Consider the following 21,933-nt stretch of genomic DNA (forward strand, 5'->3'; position numbering starts at 1 on the left):
ATGGAGCAGGCGCCGGCACCCTTATCGTCGTCTACACCGCCCGCCTGGCGATACGCGCTCTACCTGCTGCCGCCCGAGCCCTGGTACGGGCTCGGCACACGCTGGCTCGGCCGCTGCGCGCGCACCAACACCTCCATCTCAGCGGATCAGCGCGAGGCATTTGTGCGCGAAGCCGGCATCGACCTCGCCACGCTTGACCGCTGGACTGAAGCGCCGCGCCGGTACGGCCTGCACGCTACGTTCAAACCGCCGTTCCGCCTGGCGAGCGATCGCACGGTCGATGAACTGGACGCCGCGCTGCGCCGTTTTGCACTGCAGCAGCAGGGCTTCACCATCGAGCCGGCCCTGCAGACGCTGCGCGGCTTCCTGGCCTGGCGGCTACGTCATGGGGATCCGGCCCGCGACATGCTCCACGCATTCGCCGATGCGTGCGTCAGCGAATTCGACGGCTTCCGCGCACCGCCACCGCCCGCAGAACTCGCGCGGCGCCGTCGCGTCGGCTTGTCGGATGCGCAGGAGCGTCACCTGCAGCGCTGGGGCTATCCGTATGTGTTTGGCACGTTCACGTTCCACATCACGCTGACGGGCCGACTCGACCCGGCCGAGCAGCTTGCCTGCTATCGGGCGCTGGAGAACGCGCGCGTGGTGCTGCCCGCCACCATGCCGGTCGACCACATTGCGTTGTTCTCGCAGGCTGCGCCGGAAGCGCCGTTCAACGTGGCGCGTGTGTACCGGTTTGACGGCAGCACGGAAGACTTCGGCGCTGCGCAGGGCACACCTAGCGCTTGAGTTCGACCACGTCGATCACCTGCGTCTGGCCGTGCTGCTCAACCTCCTGGCGCATCACGACCGCCGCTTCGGGGCAATACCAGTCGGTGATGTGCGCCACGGTGGGATCGGGCTCGAGCGTTTCATTGCCCAGCCGCAGCACCCCGAGGCGGGCCGTGCGCGTGTAGCGGATCGGCCGGCACTGCAACTGTCCAACCACGGTGTTCATCGGCTGCGGGGGCCCGACCTCGCGCTCCGACACCTCCACCTTGGCGCGCTCGGCCCGCATCCGCCCGACCGAAATCCCAAGCCGCGGCGACACCACATCGAAATCGAAACTGGATTCGTACGTATCGCCCGGCAGCATCTGCGCTTCGGGCGCCAGCCCCGCGCCGTACAGGAACATGCCCGAGATGGCGGTGCTGACGGTGCCGACCAGATCGGCATGTTCGCTTTGCGCAAATACGCGGCCATTGATGCTGACAATGCGCGTGACCACGCCGGCTTCGTCCACCAGCAGTTGGTGCTCCTGGACCGTCTCGATGGGCCGGCCGCCCAGCGCCACGAGGCCCGATTTGGCATAGATATGCAGGCCGATTTCGCAGCCGTCCTGCATGTCGCGATTGACATCGTGCAGCGTGAACTCGACGATCATCGGCGTCTTGCCGTTGCCGTCCAGGCGCACGCGGCTGCCGTCATGCACCCACGGCGCGGAGCACAGCCCCGCCGCATGCGCGGGTAGGGCCAGCGCAAACGCCGCCACAGCGGCGGCGTTCCACAAAGAAAAACGCCGATGCATCCGGCGATGCATCAGCGTCTTCATGAACCCGATCTGCACGGGCTTACTGCTTGGGCGCGTCCTTCTTGTTGGCGCCCTCGCTGTACGGGTCGAACTTGCCGCCAGCCTTGGCACCCTGGCTATACGGATCGAACTTCTCGCCGGCCTTGGCGCCCTGGGTGTACGTGTCGTACTTGCCCTTCTCCACATTGGCAGGCTGGGCGCCGGGGTTGAGCGCGCTGGCAGTGCTGTCGTTCTTGTTGGCGCCTTGCGAATACGGATCGAACTTGTCGCCGGCCTTCGCACCCTGTTGGTACGGATCAAACTTGTCGCCGACTTTTGCGCCTTGGCTATAGGGGTCGAACTTCTTTTGGTCGGTCTGCGCGTGGGCCGCGGTGCCGACAGCGGCTACGACAGCGACCGCTGCCACGAGGGTAAGACGTTTGTACGGCATCTGAAGCTCCTTTCCTATGGGTCGTTTGGGCTGGCTGACAGCACAGCCTCGTTTTGAACGCATCCCGATGCCGTGCGCAACTGGCACGTTGGCGCCGGGAAACCCCCTCTCCTCGTCGTACGCTATGGCAAGCGCACAGGAAAGTCAACGCACAGGAACTGCATATTTTTTGGGCAGATTCGTGCTGCAGCGCGGGGCAATCAGCGACGTTCCGGCGGGCGGATCGCCCGGGGCCCCGCCACCGCAATCAACGCCATGGTGAACGCCACCACCGACAGGCCCCAGCGCAGGTCTGAGCGATGCGCGATCAATCCGATGATGACCGGACCGATCAGCAAGCCCACGTAGGCAAAGCGCGCCACCGCGGCAATGCCTTCGGCGGCCGGCACACCGGGCAGACGCGACGCGGTGATGAAGAAGATCGGCACCATGTTGGCAGCGCCCACGCCCATCAGCGCGAAGCCTGTCAGGACAGCCATCGGCGCGGGCCACAACAGCGCAAGCAGGATCCCGCCCGTGGCCAGCACGCCACTGGCGCCGAGCACACGCATGTTGCCCCAGCGCCCGCGTGCAAAGTCGCCGCCGAAACGCGCCAACGCCATCCCGCCCGAAAACGCTGCGTATCCCGCGCTGGCAACGGCTTCGGGCGATTGCGCGATCTCGCGCATGTACACGGTCGTCCAGTCGTACATCGCGCCTTCGCCGACCAGCCCGAAGAACGCCAGCACGCCGAGCACCAACAGTGTGCGGCCCGTGGTCGGATGTGCGGATTCGCCTTCCGCATGCACGTGGTCCGGCAGCATGAACGGCCCGGCACACAGCGCTGCCGCCATGGTGACGAGCGCCATGCCGCCGCAATGCACGGCCGGCGGCACGCCCAGTTCGAGCAGCACGCCACCGACGGCCGCACCCACCATGCCGCCCAGGCTGAACATGCCGTGCAGCGAGGAAATGATCGGCTTGTGATGATTGGCCTCGACCGTGGCCGCTTGCGCATTCATGGCGACATCGAAGCCGGCGTTGGTGATGCCGAACAGCAGCAGTACCGCCAGCAGTGCCGGGTAGGTCGGCATCAGCATGATGAGCGCGGTCATCACGCCAAATGCCACGCCGCCCTGCACGCTCGCGCGGCGCGTGCCGACGCGCGCCGCCCACTGACCCGCGAACTTCATCGCGACGATGGCGCCGGCCGCCACCATGAACATCGCCAACGACAGCGACGCCTCGGACAGCCCGAAGCGCGCCTTCACCGTCGGAATGTGAATGCCCCACGTCGCAAACGTTGCACCGTTGGCGAAAAAGAGAGCCATCGTCGCCGCGCGGGCCGACAGGGGAAGCCGGCGGGGCCGCAGCGCGCCGGCAGATTGGACGTATTCGGAAGACATGAAGGACAGCTGGGAAAAACGCGCGGTGCAAACGTGCTGCGCCGCAAAGGCACCATGCTACCGCGCCGGGCTGATAAGCGTATGACGCCGCCCCGCACCAGGCAGGTATGCGGCTTGCGTCACCACGCTCGAATCCACCGCATCGGGAGACCTGCCATGCCCCGCGTGATCTGGAAGGGCGCCGTGAGCTTCGGCCTCGTTCACATTCCCGTTGCGCTGTATCCGGCCACCCGCAGCGACGATCTTGATTTCGACTGGCTCGACCGTCGCACGATGGACCGCGTCGGCTACAAGCGCATCAACAAAACCACCGGCAAAGAGGTGCCGCGCGAGCAGATCGTGCGCGGCTACGCCTACGAGAAAGACCGCTACGTGATCCTGACCGACGAGGACATCCGCGCGGCCAACCCGGTTTCGACGCAAACGGTGGATCTGCTGGCGTTCGTCGATGCGGCGGAGATTCCGTTTCTTTATCTCGATACGCCCTACTTTCTCGCGCCGGACCGGCGGGGTGAAAAAGTCTATGCACTGCTGCGCGAAGCGTTGACGCGCTCGCAAAAGATCGGCGTCGCCAACGTGGTGCTGCACACCAAGCAGCATCTGGCGGCATTGATTCCGATGGGGCCCGTGCTTGTGCTGCATACGCTGCGCTGGTCCAACGAAGTGCGCGACTGGTCCGAACTCGACTTGCCGGAAGAAGGAGCCAAGGCGGCCAAGCTCACGGCCAAGGAAATCGACATGGCCGAAAAGCTGATCGACGACATGAGCGGCAAGTGGGACCCTGCCGAGTATCACGACACCTTCCGCGACGACATTCTCACGCTGGTCGATCGCAAGGTGCGCGAAGGCCGCACGGAATCCGTCGAGCCGATGGAAGCCGAAACCGCCGCACCGCGCTCCGGCAACGTGATCGACCTGACCGACCTGCTGCGCCAGAGCCTTGCCAAGCGCGGCAAGGGTAAAGCCGCGTCAAACGACGAAGCGGAAGACGAACCTGCCCCGCGCAAGCGTGCACCGCGCAAGGCCGCCGCCAAGACGGCGCGCAAGACCGCCACACGCAAGCGCGCATAGCACGACGGAGCCGACGCCATGCCACGCCATCTCGCCGACTACCGCCGCAAGCGCGATTTCACCCAGACCCAGGAACCGGCCGGCGCGCGCCGCAAAGCCGATGAGCGGCGTGACAACGACGCCCTGCACTTCGTGATCCAGAAGCACGACGCCACGCGGCTGCATTACGACTTCCGGCTCGAACTCGACGGTACGCTCAAGAGCTGGGCTGTCCCCAAAGGCCCGAGCCTGGACCCCGCCGACAAGCGCCTCGCCGTGCATGTTGAAGACCACCCGCTGGACTACGCCGATTTCGAAGGCCACATCCCGGAAGGCCAATACGGCGGTGGCGATGTGATCGTGTGGGACCGCGGTACGTGGCATCCGCATGGCGATCCGCGCAAGGCGTACCGAGACGGCAAGCTCAAATTCGATCTCGACGGCGAAAAGCTGCACGGCGCGTGGGCGCTGGTGCGCACGCACCTGCACGGCACCGGCAGACATCCGAAAGAACAGTGGCTGCTGATCAAGGAGCGCGACGATCAAGTCCGGCCATCCAGCGACTACGACGTGACGCAGGCCTTGCCCGCGAGCGTGATCACCGGAGAGAACGTCGGCGCGAAACCCAAGGCCAAAGGAAGGGCCAAAGCCGATGGAGGCAAGGCCGAGCGCTCCAAACCGGCGCAAGTCCAACCGCCCGCCGGCGCCGTGCCCGCCACGTTGCCCAGAACGCTGGAGCCCCAACTCGCCACGCTCGTCGATGGGCCGCCCACGCAAGGCGAGTGGGACTACGAAGTGAAGTTCGACGGCTACCGCATCCTCGCGCGCATCGACGGCAACACCGTGCGTCTGTTCAGCCGCAACGGCCGCGACTGGACGGCGAAGCTGCCCCGTCAGGCTCGCACGCTGCCGGCGCTGGGCCTGCGTGAGGCGTGGCTCGACGGCGAAGTCGTAGTGATGGGCGAGCGTGGCGTGCCCGACTTCCAGGCGCTGCAGAACGCCTTCGAAACCGCACATGCCGAACACATTGCCTACTACCTGTTCGACATCCCGTTCTGCAACGGCATGGACTTGCGCGGTGTGCCGTTGCGCGAGCGGCGGGCGCTGCTGCAACGCATTTTCGAGGCCGCCCCGGGCGATCTCGACCGCGATGCGGTGCTGTTCTCAGGCACGTTCAACGCGGCGCCCGAAGACTTACTGTCTTCGGCGTGCAGCATGTCGCTCGAAGGTGTGATCGGCAAGCGCGCCGATGCGCCGTACCGCGCCGGCCGAAGCCCAGCATGGATCAAGCTCAAATGTGGGCAGCGGCAGGAATTCGTGATCGGCGGTTACAGCGCCCCCAAGGGCAGCCGCAGCGGCTTTGGCGCCCTGCTGCTCGGTGTGTATGACGACGCGGGCACGCTGCGCTATGCGGGCCGCGTCGGCACCGGGTTCAACGAGACGAGTCTGCACGCTTTGCATCACGAGCTGACCGGTCTGGCCGTCGACACGCCGCCCTTCGCCGACCCGCCCACCGGCAGCGATGCGCGTGACGTGCAATGGGTGAAACCCGAGCGCGTGGCGGAAATCGCCTTTGCCGAATGGACGCGCGAAAGCATCGTGCGGCAGGCGGTGTTTCAAGGTTTGCGCGACGACAAACCAGCGCGCAACATCGTGCGTGAACAAGCCAAACCGCCCAGTGCCGCCACCCGTAAGGAGACCCGCGCCGTGAATGCCCCTGAACGCAAGGTGCGCCCCGGTGCGGAGCGCATCGCGGGTGTGGATGTCACGCATCCGGATCGCGTAATCGAGAAAGCCAGCGGCACCACCAAGGCCGACCTGGCGCGCTATTACGCAGGCGTGGCCGAATGGATGCTGCCGCATCTGCGCAACCGGCCGACGTCGCTAGTGCGCGCGCCCGACGGCATCGACGGCGAGCGCTTCTTCCAGAAGCATTCCGCGGCGCTCAAGCTGCAGGGCATCACGCAGCTGGACCCGTCGCTTGACCCGGGGCATCCGTCGCTGCTGGCGATCAACTCGGCCGAGGCGCTGGTCGGCGCAGTGCAGATGGGCACGGTGGAGTTTCACACGTGGAATGCGCTGGCCGACCGCATCGAACAGCCCGACCGCATCGTCTTCGATATCGACCCGGACCCGGCGCTGCCTTTTGCGCGCGTGATCGAGGCCACGCAACTCATGCTGGCCATGCTCGATGAACTTGGCCTGAAAGCGTTCCTGAAAACCAGCGGCGGCCACGGCATGCACGTGGTGGTGCCGCTTACGCGCCGCGAAACCTCCGGCTGGGACACGCTCAAAGCCTTCGCGCAAGCCGTGGTGCAGCACATGGCCGCGACCTTCCCCGACCGCTTTGTCGCCAAGATGGGCCCGCAGAACCGCGTGGGGAGAATCTTCATCGACTATCTGCGCAACAACCGCGGCGCGAGCACGGTGGCCGCCTATTCGGTGCGTGCGCGGAAGGGATTGCCGGTGTCGGTGCCGATCCGCCATGACGAACTCGAAGGGCTGCAGTCGTCTGCCCAGTGGACGCTGCGTACGCTGCCAGATCGGCTCGCCAAGCTCAAGGGCGACCCGTGGGCCGACTATGCCGGCACGCGCCAATCGGTGACGGCCGACATGCGCAAGCGCATCGGCGCCAATGACTGAACCGTCACACCTGCGGGATTCCCAAAGAATTGGGCGGTGAACGCCCCATTGCTTGTCGGCCGAAGTGTGGGGTCGCTGCGTTAACATGCCTGCGTCTGCACTTGGCGCACGCGTGTGCGCCCCACTCTGCCCCACCGATGGCCCGAATTCGTCCGACCCGTTTGCTGAATCTGTCGCGCAGTGCGCTTGCCTGCGCCGCGCTTTTGACCATTGCGGCCTCGCCGCTGGCCCACGCCAAGAAGGCCAAGGCCCACGCCGCACCGCACGCCACCGCCGTGCAAGCTCGCCAGGCCGCGCACAACCCCGCCGGATTGCCCGCCAACGTGGCGCTGGCCTTTGCGCGCGCGCATATCCCGCTGGATGCGGTGAGCGTATTCGTGATCCGCACCGGCACCGCCACACCCATCCTGCAATGGAATGCAGACGCCGGAATGAACCCGGCGTCGACCATGAAGCTGCTGACCACCTTCGCAGGGCTGGACATGCTCGGCCCGGACTTTCGCTGGAAGACGACAGCCTATGCCGACAGCCAGCCCGTCAACGGCACGCTCAACGGCAACCTGTACCTGCGCGGCCAGGGCGATCCGAAGCTGATTCCAGAAGAACTCGTCAAGCTGGTGACCGATGTGCGCCGCGCCGGCGTGGATGAACTGGCCGGCAACATCGTGCTCGATCGCACCTACTTCGAAGGCGGCCTGTCAGAAGCCCCGCCTCTGGACGGCGACAGCGCGCGCGCCTACAACGTCGCGCCCGACGCCCTGCTGTATTCATTCAAGACGCTTACGTTCACGCTGTCGCCGGATGCCGGTAACGGCGCGGTCAACATTGATGTATCGCCGCCGCTGGCCCAATTGCAGATCGACAACCAGTTGCGCACCACGCGCGGCGGCTGCGGCGACTGGAAGACAACCTCCGGCGCCAACATCTCCACGCAAACCGACGGCCATGTGCTTGCCAGCTTTGACGGCCGCTATGCCGCCGCGTGCGGCGAACGCGTCTTCAATATCGCCGCACTTACGCATGCCGATTTCATCTGGGGCGGCTTCCTGGCGCTGTGGCAGCAAGCCGGCGGCACGACGCGCTTCACGCCGGGCCTGCGCGAGGGCAAGGTGCCGCGCCAGGCCATTCTGCTGGCCACGCACTACGGCCCGCCGCTGTCGGAGGTTGTGCATGACATCGACAAGTATTCGAACAATGTGATGGCACGCCAGCTCTTCCTGACCATCGGCGCGGAAATCGGCCGCAAGCCGGCATCGGTGCGCCAATCGACCGAGGTCATCAACCGCTGGCTCGCTAAACAGAACCTGACGATGCCGGAATTGGTGCTGGAGAACGGCTCGGGCCTGTCACGCATCGAGCGCATCAGCGCACGCAACATGGGACGCCTGCTGCAACAGGCCGACGCCAACCCGAACGGCGGCGTGCTGCGCGATGCGCTGCCCGTCGTCGGCGTGGACGGCACCATGCGCAACCGTCTGACACGTGCCGGGGTGGCCGGCAACGCCGAGATCAAGACCGGCACGCTCAACGATGTGCGCGCCATTGCCGGGTACGTGGAAGGCGAAGACGGCCAGCGCTTCGTGGTGGTCAGCATGATCAACCACCCGAACGCCAGCGGCGGCCAGGCCGCGCACGACGCGCTGCTGCAATGGATTTACCAGGGCGCGCCGCGATGACTTCACGCAAGGCATTACTGGGCATTACCGGCACGTCGGGCAGCGGAAAAACCACGCTCGTCGAGCAGCTCATCGCCCGTTTCGTGCGCGACGGACGGCGCGTGGCGGCCATCAAGCACACGCATCACGGCTTTGATCTCGATTCGCCGGGCAAGGATTCATACCGTATGCGCGAAGCCGGCAGCGCCGAAGTCGTGCTGGTGGGCGGTGAACGCCTCGTGCTGATGCGCGAATACGCCAACGCTTTGGAACCCGAACTTGATGACGTGCTGGCGTTGCTCTCGCCCGCCACCGACCTCGTCATCGTAGAAGGCTATAAGCGCAGCACCTTCCCGAAGATCGAAGTCTTCCGGCCGTCGCTGGGACGGCCGCCGCTTTGGCCAGAAATTGGTGGCGTGGTAGCGGTGGCCACCGACTCACCTGACGCCGTGCAAACCCCGGAAGGCCTGACTGTGCTGGATTTGAACGACGTCGATGCGGTGTACCGGTTTGCCGTGCGGCAACTGGCCAACGCATCCATATGAAGCACTCTTAACATCCGGGCGAAGCAGCTTGGCTATGATGGGGCCGTCCAGTTTTCTGCCAGCCCCCCTCCTAACAACATGCTTTCCCGTCTATCGGCCGCGCTGCTTGGCGCGGCATTTTTTTGCTCGGCCCTGCCAGCCGCTGCACGTGATTGGGTCGCCCCGAACACCACCCTCGGGCGCGGTGCGCAGATTCACCAATTCGTGCTCATCGATTCTGCGACCGGGCGCCCGATGCCCAACGCGCGCTACCGCCTGTTCCTGCCCGGCCACACCATCGTCGGCAGGCCGCCGCAGGTAGGCGAAACCGACAGCGTGATCTTTGGCACCACCGACGGCGCCGGGCATACGGCCAAAATCCGGTTGCCAAAACATTATGCGGCGGCACGCTGGGTGCTCAATCCCGTCGTCGGCAATGGCGACCTCGGCGAATCGTTCCGCTTGGTCGATTCGCTCGGCGGCGCACCGATCGCGGGCCACCCCTATCTGATCGATGTGGTGGGCGAATACCTGGTCTGCGGGCGCTCCAGCGCCGGCGGTTATACCGCCTACGTGCAGTCGCGCGAGTCCCGCACCGTGCACCTTGAAAATACGGTGATCCTCACGCCGGCCGACGATGCCTGGTGCGCCGGCGAAGGCCGTGCGATCGCCGATAGCAGCAACTCGCAGGGCGCACCCGATCTCTATTCGCAGTATCTCGGCACGCTCACGGCCAACGCAGCGACACTCAGCGATGACCTGCAGAGCCGCATCGCGCGCAAGTTGATGTCACTGGCAATTGCCGCACGCGATGAGGCCCGCATCGACCTCGCCCTCGATCTGCAGCCGGTGCCGGAAGACCGCCTCAACAGCTACGGCTACGAGCTTGTTGACGCGGGCCTGCGCATGGAGCGCGGCTTGTCGATGATCGATGCCTATCTGGCCAAGCACCCGGACGACCCATTCGCCCTCGACAGCAAGGGCTGGGCGCTATACCGGCTCGGCCGCAACGACGAAGCGCTGACGTGGTTCGACCGCTCCATCGCCGTCTTCACGCAACCCGACGGCGACTACGACGCAGACGACGAAGCGGTACGCGAAGCACGCGCGGAAGGCCTTGCACACAAGGGCGAAGTGCTGTGGAAGCTGGGCCGCGCCGACGAAGCGCACGATTGCTTCAAGCAGGGCCTCGCCATGTCGCCGCAGAACGATGTGCTCAAGGCTACGCTGGCCCGCCTGGCCGTGACATTGCCGACCGCCGACGCCAAGTAGGAAAACATCGCCACAAACGAAAACGCCCGCTTCACGCGGGCGTTTTGCTCAGTGGTGCTCGATCAGTGCGTCACGCCGTCAGCCAGCAGGCGTTGCAGCACGTTGCTCGAGATCAGGCGATGACCACCCGTGGTGGGGTGCACGCCGTCAGCAAACAGGTACGACGTGTCGGCACCTGCCGTCACCAACGTGTTGGCGGAGCAGAACAGCGAGCTGCCGCCCGCTCCCGGCACGAGTGCGTTGATTTTGGTTGCATCGCACGCCGGCACGCTGGTATTGCTGAAGCCGAACGTCGCGCCGTTCTGGATCACAGCCGTCAACTGCGAGTTGAAGTCGATCACGCGAGCGTTGGTACCAGCCAGACCGGCTTGCAGCGTAGCGTTGAACGCGCCCACCAGCGCATGCAGCAGCGCCTGGCCTGCCGCGCCACCCGCCACGCCCTGCGGCGTCAGGCTGCTGTCGGGCAGGTTGAACACGTAGAGCTGCGTCGCGTTCTTGCTGATCATGTCCTTGACGTAACCGACCAGATCGGTCGCCGCCTGTTGCACCTGCGCGGTGGCGATGGCAGGCGTCACACCCGAGTTGGGTGTCGCCACAGCGGCAGCCCAGTAGAAGATGTCGTTGTTGCCACCGAACACGAACACCACGTCGTTGTCGCCGTTGAACGTGTTGTTGCTGGCCGTGTAGAAGTTGGCGAGTTGCTGTTTGACCGGATACGTGAGCGCGCCAGCACCACCGTTGTGGCCGATGCCGTTCGGGTCGGTCACGCGCGAGCCGCCTTGCGCGTAGTCGAAGCAACCCGGTTTCGGGCAGTTCTGCACCGAGGTCGCGTAACCCATCACGGCTGGCGTGAGCGTCACACCGAGTTGCGCAGCCACGGTTTCCGCCCAGATCGGGCCGGGGTTGGTGGTGAACTTGCCGCCGCCCACGGCAGCGGCTGCCGGCGTGTAGGTACCGGCATCGCTCAGGCTGTCGCCGAATACCACCATGCGCTGCACCTTGGCGACGTTGGGGTTGCCGCTCTGATCGCTTTCACCGCCGCCGCAAGCGGCCAGGCTCAAGGCCAGGGTCGCCGATGCGACGACGCCCATCCATTGACGCAACTTCATGATGTCTGTCTCCCGTGTGGAATTTTTTTGGTCTGTGGTGCCGCGGTGCGTAACCTCGCCGTGCGCGTTTGAAGCACGCGGAACGACACAACGCCCAAGTGTAGCGAGGTTGCCGGGCGCACGGAGAACGCGCGCCCCGTAAGAATTAGAGGTCCGTCTCGAACGCGGCGGCCGCGCGACGCAGGCGATCGTTGACGGCCGCCCAGGCGGGCGTGTCGGCTAGGGTTTCCACCCAGATGGCGTCGTAACCGCCGCGGTCGAGTTCGCGCAATAGCGCGTAGAGCGCATTGGCGTAGGCGGCGGGTGTGGCCGGAGCGACGCGCTGATCGCAGCCGTCACGCACTGCCACGGGGGCACCGAGCCACACGATGCGCTTGTCCGCAGGCAGCGCAGCCAGGCGCGCAGGCACATCGGCGACCGACAGCAGATACAACGGCGTGCGCGGCGCGTAATGCGCCTTCAACGTGCCGGAAGCACGCGGCGCCGTGGCGTCCGGCAGGGCAGGCACTTCGCCGGTCACGCGTTCAATGTCTTGGGGCGTGATGGCGCCCGGGCGCAGCAGCACGGGGCCAATGCCCTGATCCAGCCGCGAAAGATCGATGATGGTCGATTCGATGCCCACGTCCACGCCGTCACCTTCGAGCACGAACACGGCATCGCCAAATTCATCGCGCACGTGCTGCGCGGTGGTCGGGCTGACCTGGCCGAACTTGTTGGCCGACGGCGCCGCAATACCGCCGCGCCCACGCTTGAAGCGCGACAGCAACGCCTGCGCCACCGGGTGCGACGGGCAACGCAGGCCGATGCTGTCCTGCCCGCCCGCCACGGCCGCAGGAATGTGCGGCGCACGCTTCAGGATCAGCGTGAGCGGCCCGGGCCAGAAAGCTTCGATAAGTTGCAGTGCAATGCCGGGCACATCGTCGGACCAGTAGGAAATATCGGCGCCATCCACCACATGCACGATCACGGGGTGATTGGACGGCCGGCCCTTGGCCGCGTAGATCTTGGCGATGGCCTGCGGGTTTTCGGCATCGGCGCCCAGTCCGTACACGGTCTCGGTCGGGAAGGCGACCAGCTCGCCCGCCTCCAGCCTGCGCGCAGCCTCATCAAGGCGTTCGGCGGAAGGCATGGTGTAGGGCGTTTTGGTCCGATGCGGCATGGGCGACTCGTCTTTAGGCGGGCTGCAGGCCCAGCACGTGCGCGGCATGGCGGAACGCTTCGTCCACCACTTCCGGCGAGGTGCCGACACAATTTACGTGGCCCATCTTGCGGCCTGGGCGGGCGTCGGCCTTGCCATACAGATGCACCTTCGCACCGCTGTGGCCCATCACTTCGTGCCACGCGGGCGTGCGTTCCAAACCGTATTCGAACCACACGTCGCCCAGCACATTCAGCATGCGCCCCGGTGAATGCTGGCGCGTGCTGCCCAGCGGCAGGCGAGCCATGGCGCGCACCTGCTGCTCGAACTGGCTGGTCTCGCACACGTCCATGGTGATGTGGCCAGAATTGTGCGGACGCGGCGCCATTTCATTGGCGACCAGAGAGCCGTCCTGCAGCACGAAGAACTCGATACACAGCACGCCGACGTAGCCCATTTCTTCGGCGATCATCGCAGCGGCGGCGCGAGTGCGCGTGGCAATGTCGTCCGACACGCTGCGCGAGGGCATGGTCGTTGAAAACAGAATGCCGTCACGGTGTTCGTTCTCGGCGAGCGGCCAAGTGGCGGTCGTGCCATCAGCGCCGCGCGCGGCCAACACCGACACTTCGTACGCCAGCGGCAGCATCTTCTCCAGCACGCACGGCACGTGCTGCATGGCGCCCCAGGCGGCGCGCAGCTCTTCAACCGTCGAGACACGTGCCTGGCCCTTGCCGTCGTAGCCCATGCGGGCAATCTTCAGGATGCCGGGCAGCAGGTCGGCGGGCAGTTGTTCGATATCGGCTTCGTGCTCGATCACCCAGCTCGGTGCGGGGTGGATGCCGGTGCGTGCGGCACACAGCGCGAAGAATTTTTTCTCGGCGATGCGGTTCTGCGCGATCGACACGCAGTTGGCACGCGGCGCAACGAACGCGCCGAGTTGCTCCAGGCGATCGAGCGCCACGGCCGGCACGTTCTCGAACTCGGTAGTGACGGCCGGGCACAGCGCGGCCATCTCGGCCAGTGCGGCTTCATCGGTATAGCCCGCGCACAGATGGCGCTCGGCAATGGTGCCGGCCGGGCTGTTCGGGTCCGGGTCGAGCACGCAGACCTTGTAACCCATCGCCTGCGCGGCGTGCGTGAACATGCGGCCGAGCTGGCCGCCGCCGAGCATGCCAAGCCAGGCATCGGGCAGGATCGCGTTGGGAACGTTCAGCGCGCGGGATTCCGCGGTGTGGGCTTGCGCCAGGCGCGGGTTCAGGTCGTCGGCCATGAATCGGGTCGTAGGTTACTTAAGCGCCGTGCACAGGGAGCGTCATGCCGCGCGCGACTTCTGTCTGCTGCGCGCGGAAGGCTTCGAGCTTGTCGGCAAGGGCCGAGTCGGTGGTGGCGATCGTCGCGATGGCAGCAAGCGCAGCGTTGGCCGCACCGGCCTCGCCAATGGCGAACGTCGACACCGGAATGCCCTTGGGCATCTGCACGATGGAGAGCAGCGAGTCTTCGCCGCGCAGGTATTTGGACGGCACCGGCACGCCGAACACCGGCACGATCGTCTTGGCGGCGATCATGCCCGGCAGGTGCGCTGCGCCGCCCGCGCCAGCAATGATGGCGCGCAAACCACGGCTGCGTGCGGTTTCGGCGTAGCGGAACATGTCGTCCGGCATGCGGTGCGCCGAGACAACCTGCGCCTCGAACGGAATGCCGAACTGCGTGAGCATGTCGACGGCGTGGCGCATCACTTCCCAGTCGGAGCTGGAGCCCATCACCACGCCAACGAGCGGAGCGGATTGCTGTGCGGTCATCGTCATCGCTCCGGTTTAACGCAGGGACTCACCGGTCAGGCGGGTCAGCGCTTCGCGGTATTTGTCAGCGGTTTTTTCGATCACGTCGGCAGGCAGTTGCGGCGCCGGCGCTGTCTTTGGCCACGGCTTGCCGTCAATGCGCACCGCTTCGAGCCAATCGCGCACGAACTGCTTGTCGAACGACGGCGGGTTCGTGCCGACCTGGTACGAATCAGCCGGCCAGAAGCGCGACGAATCGGCGGTGAGCGCCTCGTCCATCAGCGTGAGCGTGCCGTTCTCATCCAGACCGAACTCGAACTTGGTGTCGGCGATGATGATGCCGCGCGTGGCGGCAAAGTCGGAGGCTTCCTTGTACAGGCGGATGCTCACGTCGCGGATCTGCGCGGCGAGGTCCGGACCGATGCGGCGCTCGACTTCATCGAAGGAGATGTTCTCGTCGTGCTCGCCCATCTCTGCCTTGGCGGCGGGGGTGAAGATCGGCTCGGGCAGCTTCTGCGCGTTCTGCAGGCCGGGGGCCAGATGCACGCCGCAGACGGCACCGGTGGCCTGGTAATCCTTCCAGCCGCTGCCGGCCAGGTAGCCGCGCACCACGGCTTCCACCAGGATCGGCTTCAGGCGCTTGACCACGATGGCGCGGCCGCGCACCTGGTCGACTTCGTTCGGGGCCACCACGGTTTCCGGGGCGATGCCCGTCTCGTGCGTCGGCACGATGTGGCGCAGCCTGTTGAACCAGAAATCCGACATTTGCGCGAGCACACGGCCCTTGTCCGGAATCGGCTGGCCGAGAATCACGTCAAACGCCGAGAGGCGGTCGGTGGTGACCATCAGCAGCTTGTCGTCGCCGACAGCGTAGTTCTCGCGCACCTTGCCACGGCCGAGCAACGGCAGGCTGGTGATCGACGATTCGTAAAGGGCGGAGGATGCAGGGGTGGCGGACACGGCGGAACCCGAGAGGAAATAAGAAAACGTGGAAGGCCCGCATTATACGTGGCCCATGGGGTGGCCCATAAGGTGGCCCATGCAATGCAAAACGGCTGGCGCAATGCCAGCCGTTTGTTAGATGTGACGCGAAATGCTTATTGCACCACTTGCGCCAGATCGCCGCTTTGGTACTTCTGCGCCATCACCGACAGGCCGATCGGCTTGATCTTGCCAGCCTGACCTTCGCAGCCGAACTCGATATAGCGCGCCTTGCAGATTTGCTTGGCGGCCTCGCGGGCGGGCTTGAGCCATTCGCGGGCGTCGAACTTGTCCGGGTTTTCGGCCAGGAACTTGCGCACCGCGCCCGTCATTGCCAGACGAATGTCGGTGTCGATGTTGATCTTGCGCACGCCGTACTTGATGGCTTCCTGGATTTCCTCGACGGGCACGCCGTAGGTTTCCTTCATCTTGCCGCCGTACTGATTGATGATGGCCAGCAGCTCTTGCGGCACGCTCGACGAGCCGTGCATCACCAGGTGGGTGTTCGGGATGCGGGCGTGGATTTCCTTCACGCGGCTGATCGCCAGGATGTCGCCGGTAGGCTTGCGCGTGAACTTGTAGGCGCCGTGGCTGGTGCCGATGGCAATGGCCAGCGCGTCCAGTTGGGTCGCCTTGACGAACTGGGCAGCCTCTTCGGGGTCGGTCAGCAGGGACGAGTGATCGAGCTTCCCTTCCGCACCGTGGCCATCTTCCTCGCCGGCCATACCGGTCTCGAGCGAGCCCAGGCAGCCGAGTTCGCCTTCCACGGTCACACCAACCTTGTGCGCCATCTCGACCACGCGGCGCGTCACGTCGACGTTGTAATCGAAATCGGCCGGGGTCTTGCCGTCTTCGCGCAGCGAGCCGTCCATCATGACCGAGCCGAAGCCCAGGTCGATGGCGCCCTGGCAGATTGCCGGGCTTTGACCGTGATCCTGGTGCATGACCAGCGGAATCTCCGGATAAGCCTCGACCGCGGCCTGGATCAGGTGCTTGATAAACGATTCGCCGGCGTATTTTCGGGCGCCTGCGCTGGCCTGCAGGATGACCGGTGCGCCGGCTTCCTTGGCGGCTTCCATCACGGCCTGGACTTGCTCCAGGTTGTTCACGTTGAATGCCGGCAGGCCGTAGCCGTTTTCAGCGGCGTGGTCCAGCAGTTGGCGCATCGAGACGAGTGGCATGGTTTTCTCCTATGGATCGATCTGTATTCGGTCTCAGGAACGCGTGGGCGTCTGGTAGACGTAGCAAACGGCGTTCCGTCGTGGGCGTCAGTGCATGCCGACGCGAACAATCTTGAGCGTGTTGGTGCCGCCGGCCTGGCCCATCGGCTCGCCGACGGTCAGGACAATGAAGTCGCCGCGCTGCACGACGCCACGCGCGACCAGCAGTTCTTCGGCCTGCTGCAACGCTTCGTCGCGGTCGGCGCTGTTGGCCAGTGGCAGCGACTGCACGTTGCGGTACAGGGCCATCTTGCGCTGCGAGGCCACATTGGGCGTCATCGCATAAATGGGAATATTGATGCCGTGGCGGCTCATCCACAGCGCCGTGGCGCCGGAATCGGTGAGCGCGGCAATTGCCTTGACCTGCAGATGGTGTGCCGTGAACAGCGCCCCCATGGCGATCGACTGGTCGATACGGCTGAAGGTCTGGTCAAGAAAGTCTGCATCCAGATGCACGGTTTGCGACTTCTCGGCTTCCACGCAGATGGCAGCCATGGCTTCGATGGTCTCGACCGGATAGCGGCCGGCGGCGGTTTCCGCCGACAGCATCACCGCATCAGTGCCGTCGAGCACGGCGTTGGCGACGTCCGACACCTCGGCGCGGGTCGGCACCGGGTTGACGATCATCGATTCCATCATCTGCGTGGCGGTGATGGCCAGCTTATTGTTTTCGCGGGCCAGCTTGATCATGCGCTTCTGCAGCGCCGGCACGGCCGCGTTGCCCACTTCCACGGCCAGATCGCCGCGCGCAACCATGATGCCGTCGGACGCCGCCAGGATCTCTTCGAGCACGCCCGGGCGGATGGCCTCGGCGCGCTCGATCTTGGCGATCATGCGCGTCTTGTGGTTGTGCGGCGCACCGGCCACGGCGGCCAGTTGGCGCGCCATTTCCATGTCGGTCGCGTTCTTGGGGAAGCTGACCGCGACATAATCAGCCCCGAGCGCCATCGCGGTCTTGATGTCTTCCATGTCCTTGGCGGTCAGCGCCGGCGCCGACAGCCCGCCGCCCTGGCGGTTGATACCCTTGTTGTTGGACAGATCGCCGCCGATCTTGACGATGGTCTCGATCTCTTCACCCACCACGCGCTCGACTTGCAGCACGATCAAGCCGTCGTTGAGCAGCAGCAGATCGCCGGGGCCCACGTCGCGCGGCAGTTCCTTGTAGTCGAGGCCGACGCGCTCCTGGTTACCAAGTTCGCAGCGGGCGTCGAGCGTGAAGCGATCACCCGGTTCGAGCGTGATCTTGCCGTTCTCGAACTTGCCGACGCGGATCTTCGGACCCTGCAGGTCGGCCATGATGGCCACCTCGCGACCCACCGAACGCGCCACTTCGCGCACGAGCTGCGCGCGATCGATGTGATCTTGCGCCGCGCCGTGCGAGAAGTTCAGTCGCACCACGTCCACCCCCGCGGCGATCATGCGGGTCAGGACTTCCTGCGTGCTGGACGCGGGGCCGAGCGTTGCGACGATCTTGGTAGCACGGGTCATGGGCGGCGGTGTCTCGTTGTTGTGGTGGGGGTATTCGCGGCGCTTACGCTCAGGCAGCGCGTTGTTCCAGGATTTCGACGGCCGGCAGCGTCTTGCCTTCCAGGAATTCGAGGAACGCACCGCCGCCGGTGGAGATATAGCCCACCTTGTCGGCAATGTTGTACTTGGCGATAGCAGCCAGCGTGTCGCCGCCGCCCGCAATCGAGAAACCCGACGAGGCAGCAATCGCCTCGGCCAGCACCTTGGTGCCATTGCCGAACTGGTCGAACTCGAACACGCCGACCGGGCCGTTCCAGACGATGGTGCCGGCAGTCTTCAGTTGTTCGGCCAGTTGGGCGGCCGTCTTCGGGCCGATATCGAGGATCATGTCGTCGTCCGCCACATCCGCCACATCCTTGACGGTGGCGGCCGCGGTGGCGCTGAATTCCTTGGCGCACACGACATCGACGGGAATGGGCACCGACGCGCCACGTGCTGCCAGCATCTCAATGATGGCCTTTGCATCGCCCACCAAGTCAGCTTCCGCCAGCGATTTGCCGATCTTCAGGCCGGCAGCCAGCATGAACGTGTTGGCAATGCCGCCACCGACGATCAGGTTGTCCACCTTGTCGGCCAGCGACTTCAGGATGGTCAGCTTGGTCGACACCTTCGAGCCGGCCACGATGGCGACCAGCGGGCGTGCCGGCTGACCCAGCGCCTTGCCCAGCGCATCCAGCTCGGCGGCCAGCAGCGGGCCGGCGCAGGCGACCGGTGCAAACTTGGCGATACCGTGGGTGGTGGCTTCCGCGCGGTGGGCAGTGCCGAAGGCGTCGTTGACGTAGACGTCGCACAGCTTGGCCATCTTCTGGGCCAGTTCGTCGCTGTTCTTCTTCTCGCCCTTGTTCACGCGGCAGTTTTCCAGCAGCACGACCTGGCCGGGCGCGACATCCACGCCGTCAACCCAGTTCTGGACGAGCTTCACGTCACGGCCCAGCAGTTCGGACAGGCGCTTGGCAACCGGCGCGAGCGAATCTTCAGGCTTGAATTCGCCCTCGGTCGGGCGGCCCAGGTGCGAAGTGACCATGACGGCGGCACCCGCGTCCAGCGCGGCCTTGACGGCGGGCACGGATGCGCGGATGCGCGTGTCTTCAGTGATGTTGCCGGCATCGTCTTGCGGCACGTTGAGGTCGGCGCGGATGAACACGCGCTTACCGGCAAGCTTTCCTTCGGAGATGAGATCGGACAGACGCAGGACGTGAGGCATGGCAGCTTCGGAAGAAATCGCGGAAAACGACGATTTTACCCGATGCGCCTGGTCAAAACGTGCGTTTCTCGGCCGAACCTTCCGGGCTCGACCGTCTTGCCGAGACCGATTGGCGGGGACTATGCCGGCAGCGGCGTGCGACGGCGCAGCCGCATCCAGCCTTCGGCCGAATACACGGCAAGACCTGCCCAGATCAGCACATAGCCCGCCACCTTGGGGCCTGCAAACGGCTCGTTGTAAAGCCAAACGCCCAGCAGCAGTTGCAGCGTCGGGCTCACGTATTGCAGCAAACCCAGCAGCGAGAGCGGAATGCGCCGGGCGCCGGCGCCAAACAGCAGCAGCGGCAGAGCGGTCAGCGGGCCGGCCAGCGCCAGCAGCAACTGCGTGCCCGGCGATGCGGCCAGGAAGGCATTCTGATGCTGCGAAGCCAGCCAGCCGAGATAGGCCAGCGCCAGCGGAAACAGCAGTAGCGTCTCCAGCGTCAGCCCTTCAAGCGCGCCCAGCGGCGAAGTCTTGCGCAGCAAGCCGTAGAACCCAAACGAAAACGCCAGCGCCAGAGCAATCCACGGCAGCGTGCCGGCCTGCCAGGTCAGCCATGCCACGCCTGCTGCCGCCAGGGCTACCGACACCCACTGCACCGGCCGCAGCCGCTCGCCGAGCACCAGCAGCGCCAGCATTACAACCACCAGGGGGTTGATGAAGTAGCCCAAGCTGGCGTCGATCACGTGGTCGTGGTTGACGGCCCAGATGTAGGTCAGCCAGTTGGCGGCCAACAGGCTCGTGCTGGCCGCGTAGCGCCCCACCACACGCGGCTGCGTGCGCAGCGCCCAAAGCCACGCCCAGTGCCGCTTCACGAGCAGAATCACCACCATCACCGCCAACGACCAGATCACCCGGTGCGAGAGAATCTCCACCGGCGACACCGCCTTGAGCAGCTTGAAGTACAGCGGAAACAGGCCCCACATCGTGTAGGCCAGAAACGCGAAGATCGCGCCGTTGCGATTGGAGCCCGGCATGTTCATCCCCAGAGACGCAGCACGGTAAAGACGCCCATGCCGACGAAGATCATGCCGAGCATGCGCCGCGTCGCTACATAGAACGCGGTGGCGGCAATGCCAGCCATCAGGCGCGGGTTGGTCCAGCTTGCGTCAAAGTGCCCCTGGTTCCAGAGCAGGTCGGGCAAGACGATGGCGACGAGCGCGGCAGCGGGCGCAAAGCGCAGCGCGTGCTGCACGCGGGTGGGCAGAGTCATGCGGTTGCCCACGATCAGGAACAACGAACGCGTGACGATCGTCACCACGGTCATCCCGGCAATCACCAGCCAGATTTCGAGCGCTGTCATGCATCGTCCTCGTCAGCTGCCGCCTGCGCAGCACGGCGGCGCTGCCACTGCAGACGTGCGGCAGCTTCGTCGGCGGCCAGGCCGGCAGCCATCGCGCCAGTGACGGCAATCACGAGGCTCAATCGATACGGCAGCTTGAAGGCAACCAGCGCCAGCACCGCCGCCACAGCCACCGCCATGAGCGTGGCACGGCTACGAATGGTCGACACCATGACAGGAATGAGCGCAAGCGTCCCGGCCAGCGCCAAGCCCCACGCGTCAGGAAACAGGCTCGCCGCGACGATGCCTACGATGGAAGACACCTGCCAGCCCACGAAGCTCAGCAGGACCATGCCCCAGTAATAGCCCTCCTTGCCCGCCTGCGGCGCGGCCGAGGGGTACTGCTGAGTGAACAGCACGAACGGCAGATCGCCGTTGAACACACCCAGGACCACGCGTCGCATGAACGGCAAGTGCCCGAAATGCTGCATCAGCCCGGCGCTGAAGATGATGAAGCGAACGTTGACGATGAACGCCGTCAGCAGCGCCGTCCAGATCGGCAAGCCCGCCGCCAGCAGCGGCAGCACCGCCAACTGCGACGACCCCGCATACACGAAGATCGTCATGCCGATGGCTTGCGGGATGGTCAGCACCGATTTGCTCATCGCCACGCCGGTCACCAGCCCCCAGGCGAGCACCGGCGGCATCGACGGCATATAGGCTCGCACGCCGGCAAAGAAGCCCGCCCGTTCAGCCGGATCGATGGCCTCCCAGCGGCGCTGCAACGCCGCCGCCCAGCGGACTAGCGCCATGGCGCCCCCAAAAGTGGCGAATCAGACTCGTTTTGATGAGCCGGGCAGGGGCAGCCGGCAGCGCGGGCGCGCAGGAACGTCGGGGGCGACATGGGTGGCTCGTAGGAAACACACGATTATACTTTTGATGTTAAGCATCCGCTTAACGGCAAAGCGCGCGCCTCCCACCGATCGAACGATTTATGCCGGGCGCCACGCACTGCAACAATCGGCGTTGGCGCGCCTGCGCCCACCCCTTACAATTTCGCCTTTGTCGGTTCTTGAACCTGCGGCCCATATCACGGCGTGGCTGACCTGCTCAGACCGCGCCGGCA

Annotated in this window: 20 protein-coding genes; 6 read left to right on the plus strand and 14 right to left on the minus strand. The window is 65.4% G+C overall.

Features of this window, described 5'->3' with window-relative positions:
- Window positions 1-789: a DUF1045 domain-containing protein gene (locus ACEN9T_RS21740; protein WP_413707032.1), complete on the plus strand. Its 789-nt coding sequence runs from the start codon at window positions 1-3 to the stop codon at window positions 787-789.
- On the opposite strand, the gene ACEN9T_RS21745 is transcribed toward ACEN9T_RS21740, so the two are convergent.
- From ACEN9T_RS21745 to ACEN9T_RS21755, 3 genes are all read right to left on the minus strand, one after another.
- Window positions 779-1,591 carry a hypothetical protein gene (locus ACEN9T_RS21745; RefSeq protein ID WP_413707033.1) on the minus strand — a complete coding sequence of 271 codons (813 nt, stop codon included), beginning with the start codon at window positions 1,589-1,591 and terminating at the stop codon, window positions 779-781. The genes ACEN9T_RS21740 and ACEN9T_RS21745 overlap by 11 nt on opposite strands.
- A 19-nt stretch (window positions 1,592-1,610) precedes the next feature.
- On the minus strand, window positions 1,611-2,000 hold the full coding sequence (locus ACEN9T_RS21750) for a hypothetical protein (RefSeq protein ID WP_027678109.1): 390 nt from the start codon (window positions 1,998-2,000) through the stop codon (window positions 1,611-1,613).
- Window positions 2,001-2,200: 200 nt separating this feature from the next.
- Window positions 2,201-3,385: an MFS transporter gene (locus tag ACEN9T_RS21755; RefSeq protein ID WP_413707034.1), complete on the minus strand. Its 1,185-nt coding sequence runs from the start codon at window positions 3,383-3,385 to the stop codon at window positions 2,201-2,203.
- A 156-nt stretch (window positions 3,386-3,541) separates the two neighbouring features.
- Here ACEN9T_RS21755 and ACEN9T_RS21760 point away from each other — a divergent pair, with 156 nt between their 5' ends.
- The 5 genes from ACEN9T_RS21760 (at window position 3,542) to ACEN9T_RS21780 (ending at window position 10,529) form a co-directional block, all read left to right on the plus strand.
- Window positions 3,542-4,456, plus strand: a complete 915-nt coding sequence (locus ACEN9T_RS21760; protein WP_413707035.1) for a Ku protein — start codon at window positions 3,542-3,544, stop codon at window positions 4,454-4,456.
- Between the two features lie 18 nt (window positions 4,457-4,474).
- Entirely contained in the window at window positions 4,475-7,078 is a 2,604-nt protein-coding gene (ligD, locus tag ACEN9T_RS21765) for a DNA ligase D (RefSeq protein WP_413707036.1), read from the plus strand.
- Window positions 7,079-7,215: 137 nt separating this feature from the next.
- A complete protein-coding gene (gene dacB, locus ACEN9T_RS21770; protein WP_413707037.1) occupies window positions 7,216-8,754 on the plus strand; it encodes a D-alanyl-D-alanine carboxypeptidase/D-alanyl-D-alanine-endopeptidase in 1,539 nt (512 codons plus the stop codon).
- A complete protein-coding gene (gene mobB / locus ACEN9T_RS21775) occupies window positions 8,751-9,278 on the plus strand; it encodes a molybdopterin-guanine dinucleotide biosynthesis protein B (protein ID WP_092973103.1) in 528 nt (175 codons plus the stop codon). The genes dacB and mobB overlap by 4 nt, the downstream gene beginning before the upstream one ends.
- A gap of 78 nt (window positions 9,279-9,356) precedes the next feature.
- Complete coding sequence (locus tag ACEN9T_RS21780) at window positions 9,357-10,529, plus strand: tetratricopeptide repeat protein (RefSeq protein ID WP_413707038.1); 1,173 nt, start codon at window positions 9,357-9,359, stop codon at window positions 10,527-10,529.
- Between the two features lie 62 nt (window positions 10,530-10,591).
- On the opposite strand, the gene ACEN9T_RS21785 is transcribed toward ACEN9T_RS21780, so the two are convergent.
- The 11 genes from ACEN9T_RS21785 to ACEN9T_RS21835 form a co-directional block, all read right to left on the minus strand.
- Entirely contained in the window at window positions 10,592-11,638 is a 1,047-nt protein-coding gene (locus ACEN9T_RS21785) for an SGNH/GDSL hydrolase family protein (RefSeq protein WP_092973107.1), read from the minus strand.
- A gap of 145 nt (window positions 11,639-11,783) precedes the next feature.
- The gene (locus tag ACEN9T_RS21790; RefSeq protein WP_413707039.1) at window positions 11,784-12,797 is read right to left on the minus strand and encodes an L-threonylcarbamoyladenylate synthase; all 1,014 of its coding nucleotides are present in this window, start codon (window positions 12,795-12,797) and stop codon (window positions 11,784-11,786) included.
- Between the two features lie 13 nt (window positions 12,798-12,810).
- The gene (locus tag ACEN9T_RS21795; RefSeq protein ID WP_413707040.1) at window positions 12,811-14,046 is read right to left on the minus strand and encodes a 5-(carboxyamino)imidazole ribonucleotide synthase; all 1,236 of its coding nucleotides are present in this window, start codon (window positions 14,044-14,046) and stop codon (window positions 12,811-12,813) included.
- Between the two features lie 19 nt (window positions 14,047-14,065).
- On the minus strand, window positions 14,066-14,575 hold the full coding sequence (purE, locus tag ACEN9T_RS21800) for a 5-(carboxyamino)imidazole ribonucleotide mutase (RefSeq protein WP_092973737.1): 510 nt from the start codon (window positions 14,573-14,575) through the stop codon (window positions 14,066-14,068).
- Window positions 14,576-14,590: 15 nt separating this feature from the next.
- Window positions 14,591-15,514: a phosphoribosylaminoimidazolesuccinocarboxamide synthase gene (locus ACEN9T_RS21805; protein WP_413707041.1), complete on the minus strand. Its 924-nt coding sequence runs from the start codon at window positions 15,512-15,514 to the stop codon at window positions 14,591-14,593.
- Between the two features lie 137 nt (window positions 15,515-15,651).
- Window positions 15,652-16,716: a class II fructose-bisphosphate aldolase gene (gene fba, locus ACEN9T_RS21810; protein WP_092973113.1), complete on the minus strand. Its 1,065-nt coding sequence runs from the start codon at window positions 16,714-16,716 to the stop codon at window positions 15,652-15,654.
- Window positions 16,717-16,803: 87 nt separating this feature from the next.
- Window positions 16,804-18,243 (minus strand): pyruvate kinase, encoded by a 1,440-nt coding sequence (gene pyk, locus ACEN9T_RS21815; RefSeq protein WP_092973115.1) that lies wholly within the window; start codon window positions 18,241-18,243, stop codon window positions 16,804-16,806.
- Window positions 18,244-18,292: 49 nt separating this feature from the next.
- Complete coding sequence (locus ACEN9T_RS21820) at window positions 18,293-19,486, minus strand: phosphoglycerate kinase (protein WP_092973117.1); 1,194 nt, start codon at window positions 19,484-19,486, stop codon at window positions 18,293-18,295.
- Window positions 19,487-19,605: 119 nt separating this feature from the next.
- Complete coding sequence (gene rarD, locus ACEN9T_RS21825; protein ID WP_045203825.1) at window positions 19,606-20,502, minus strand: EamA family transporter RarD; 897 nt, start codon at window positions 20,500-20,502, stop codon at window positions 19,606-19,608.
- A gap of 2 nt (window positions 20,503-20,504) precedes the next feature.
- Window positions 20,505-20,828, minus strand: a complete 324-nt coding sequence (locus tag ACEN9T_RS21830; RefSeq protein WP_092973119.1) for an AzlD domain-containing protein — start codon at window positions 20,826-20,828, stop codon at window positions 20,505-20,507.
- Window positions 20,825-21,619, minus strand: coding sequence for an AzlC family ABC transporter permease (locus ACEN9T_RS21835; protein WP_092973121.1), 795 nt, complete (start codon window positions 21,617-21,619; stop codon window positions 20,825-20,827). The genes ACEN9T_RS21830 and ACEN9T_RS21835 overlap by 4 nt, the downstream gene beginning before the upstream one ends.
- Window positions 21,620-21,933 lie beyond the last annotated feature (314 nt).

Source organism: Ralstonia sp. Ralssp110, assembly GCF_047325135.1.
Lineage (GTDB): Bacteria > Pseudomonadota > Gammaproteobacteria > Burkholderiales > Burkholderiaceae > Ralstonia > Ralstonia mojiangensis.

Bases quoted from the DNA above. Each gene is read 5' to 3' on its own strand.
- ACEN9T_RS21785 (WP_092973107.1), bottom strand. From the start codon at position 11,638: ATGAAGTTGCGTCAATGGATGGGCGTCGTCGCATCGGCGACCCTGGCC.
- rarD (WP_045203825.1), bottom strand. From the start codon at position 20,502: ATGCCGGGCTCCAATCGCAACGGCGCGATCTTCGCGTTTCTGGCCTAC.
- ACEN9T_RS21790 (WP_413707039.1), bottom strand. From the start codon at position 12,797: ATGCCGCATCGGACCAAAACGCCCTACACCATGCCTTCCGCCGAACGC.
- ACEN9T_RS21780 (WP_413707038.1), top strand. From the start codon at position 9,357: ATGCTTTCCCGTCTATCGGCCGCGCTGCTTGGCGCGGCATTTTTTTGC.
- ligD (WP_413707036.1), top strand. From the start codon at position 4,475: ATGCCACGCCATCTCGCCGACTACCGCCGCAAGCGCGATTTCACCCAG.
- purE (WP_092973737.1), bottom strand. From the start codon at position 14,575: ATGACCGCACAGCAATCCGCTCCGCTCGTTGGCGTGGTGATGGGCTCC.
- ACEN9T_RS21820 (WP_092973117.1), bottom strand. From the start codon at position 19,486: ATGCCTCACGTCCTGCGTCTGTCCGATCTCATCTCCGAAGGAAAGCTT.
- ACEN9T_RS21830 (WP_092973119.1), bottom strand. From the start codon at position 20,828: ATGACAGCGCTCGAAATCTGGCTGGTGATTGCCGGGATGACCGTGGTG.
- ACEN9T_RS21835 (WP_092973121.1), bottom strand. From the start codon at position 21,619: ATGGCGCTAGTCCGCTGGGCGGCGGCGTTGCAGCGCCGCTGGGAGGCC.
- ACEN9T_RS21755 (WP_413707034.1), bottom strand. From the start codon at position 3,385: ATGTCTTCCGAATACGTCCAATCTGCCGGCGCGCTGCGGCCCCGCCGG.
- pyk (WP_092973115.1), bottom strand. From the start codon at position 18,243: ATGACCCGTGCTACCAAGATCGTCGCAACGCTCGGCCCCGCGTCCAGC.
- ACEN9T_RS21745 (WP_413707033.1), bottom strand. From the start codon at position 1,591: ATGAAGACGCTGATGCATCGCCGGATGCATCGGCGTTTTTCTTTGTGG.
- fba (WP_092973113.1), bottom strand. From the start codon at position 16,716: ATGCCACTCGTCTCGATGCGCCAACTGCTGGACCACGCCGCTGAAAAC.
- mobB (WP_092973103.1), top strand. From the start codon at position 8,751: ATGACTTCACGCAAGGCATTACTGGGCATTACCGGCACGTCGGGCAGC.
- ACEN9T_RS21795 (WP_413707040.1), bottom strand. From the start codon at position 14,046: ATGGCCGACGACCTGAACCCGCGCCTGGCGCAAGCCCACACCGCGGAA.
- ACEN9T_RS21760 (WP_413707035.1), top strand. From the start codon at position 3,542: ATGCCCCGCGTGATCTGGAAGGGCGCCGTGAGCTTCGGCCTCGTTCAC.
- ACEN9T_RS21750 (WP_027678109.1), bottom strand. From the start codon at position 2,000: ATGCCGTACAAACGTCTTACCCTCGTGGCAGCGGTCGCTGTCGTAGCC.
- ACEN9T_RS21740 (WP_413707032.1), top strand. From the start codon at position 1: ATGGAGCAGGCGCCGGCACCCTTATCGTCGTCTACACCGCCCGCCTGG.
- dacB (WP_413707037.1), top strand. From the start codon at position 7,216: ATGGCCCGAATTCGTCCGACCCGTTTGCTGAATCTGTCGCGCAGTGCG.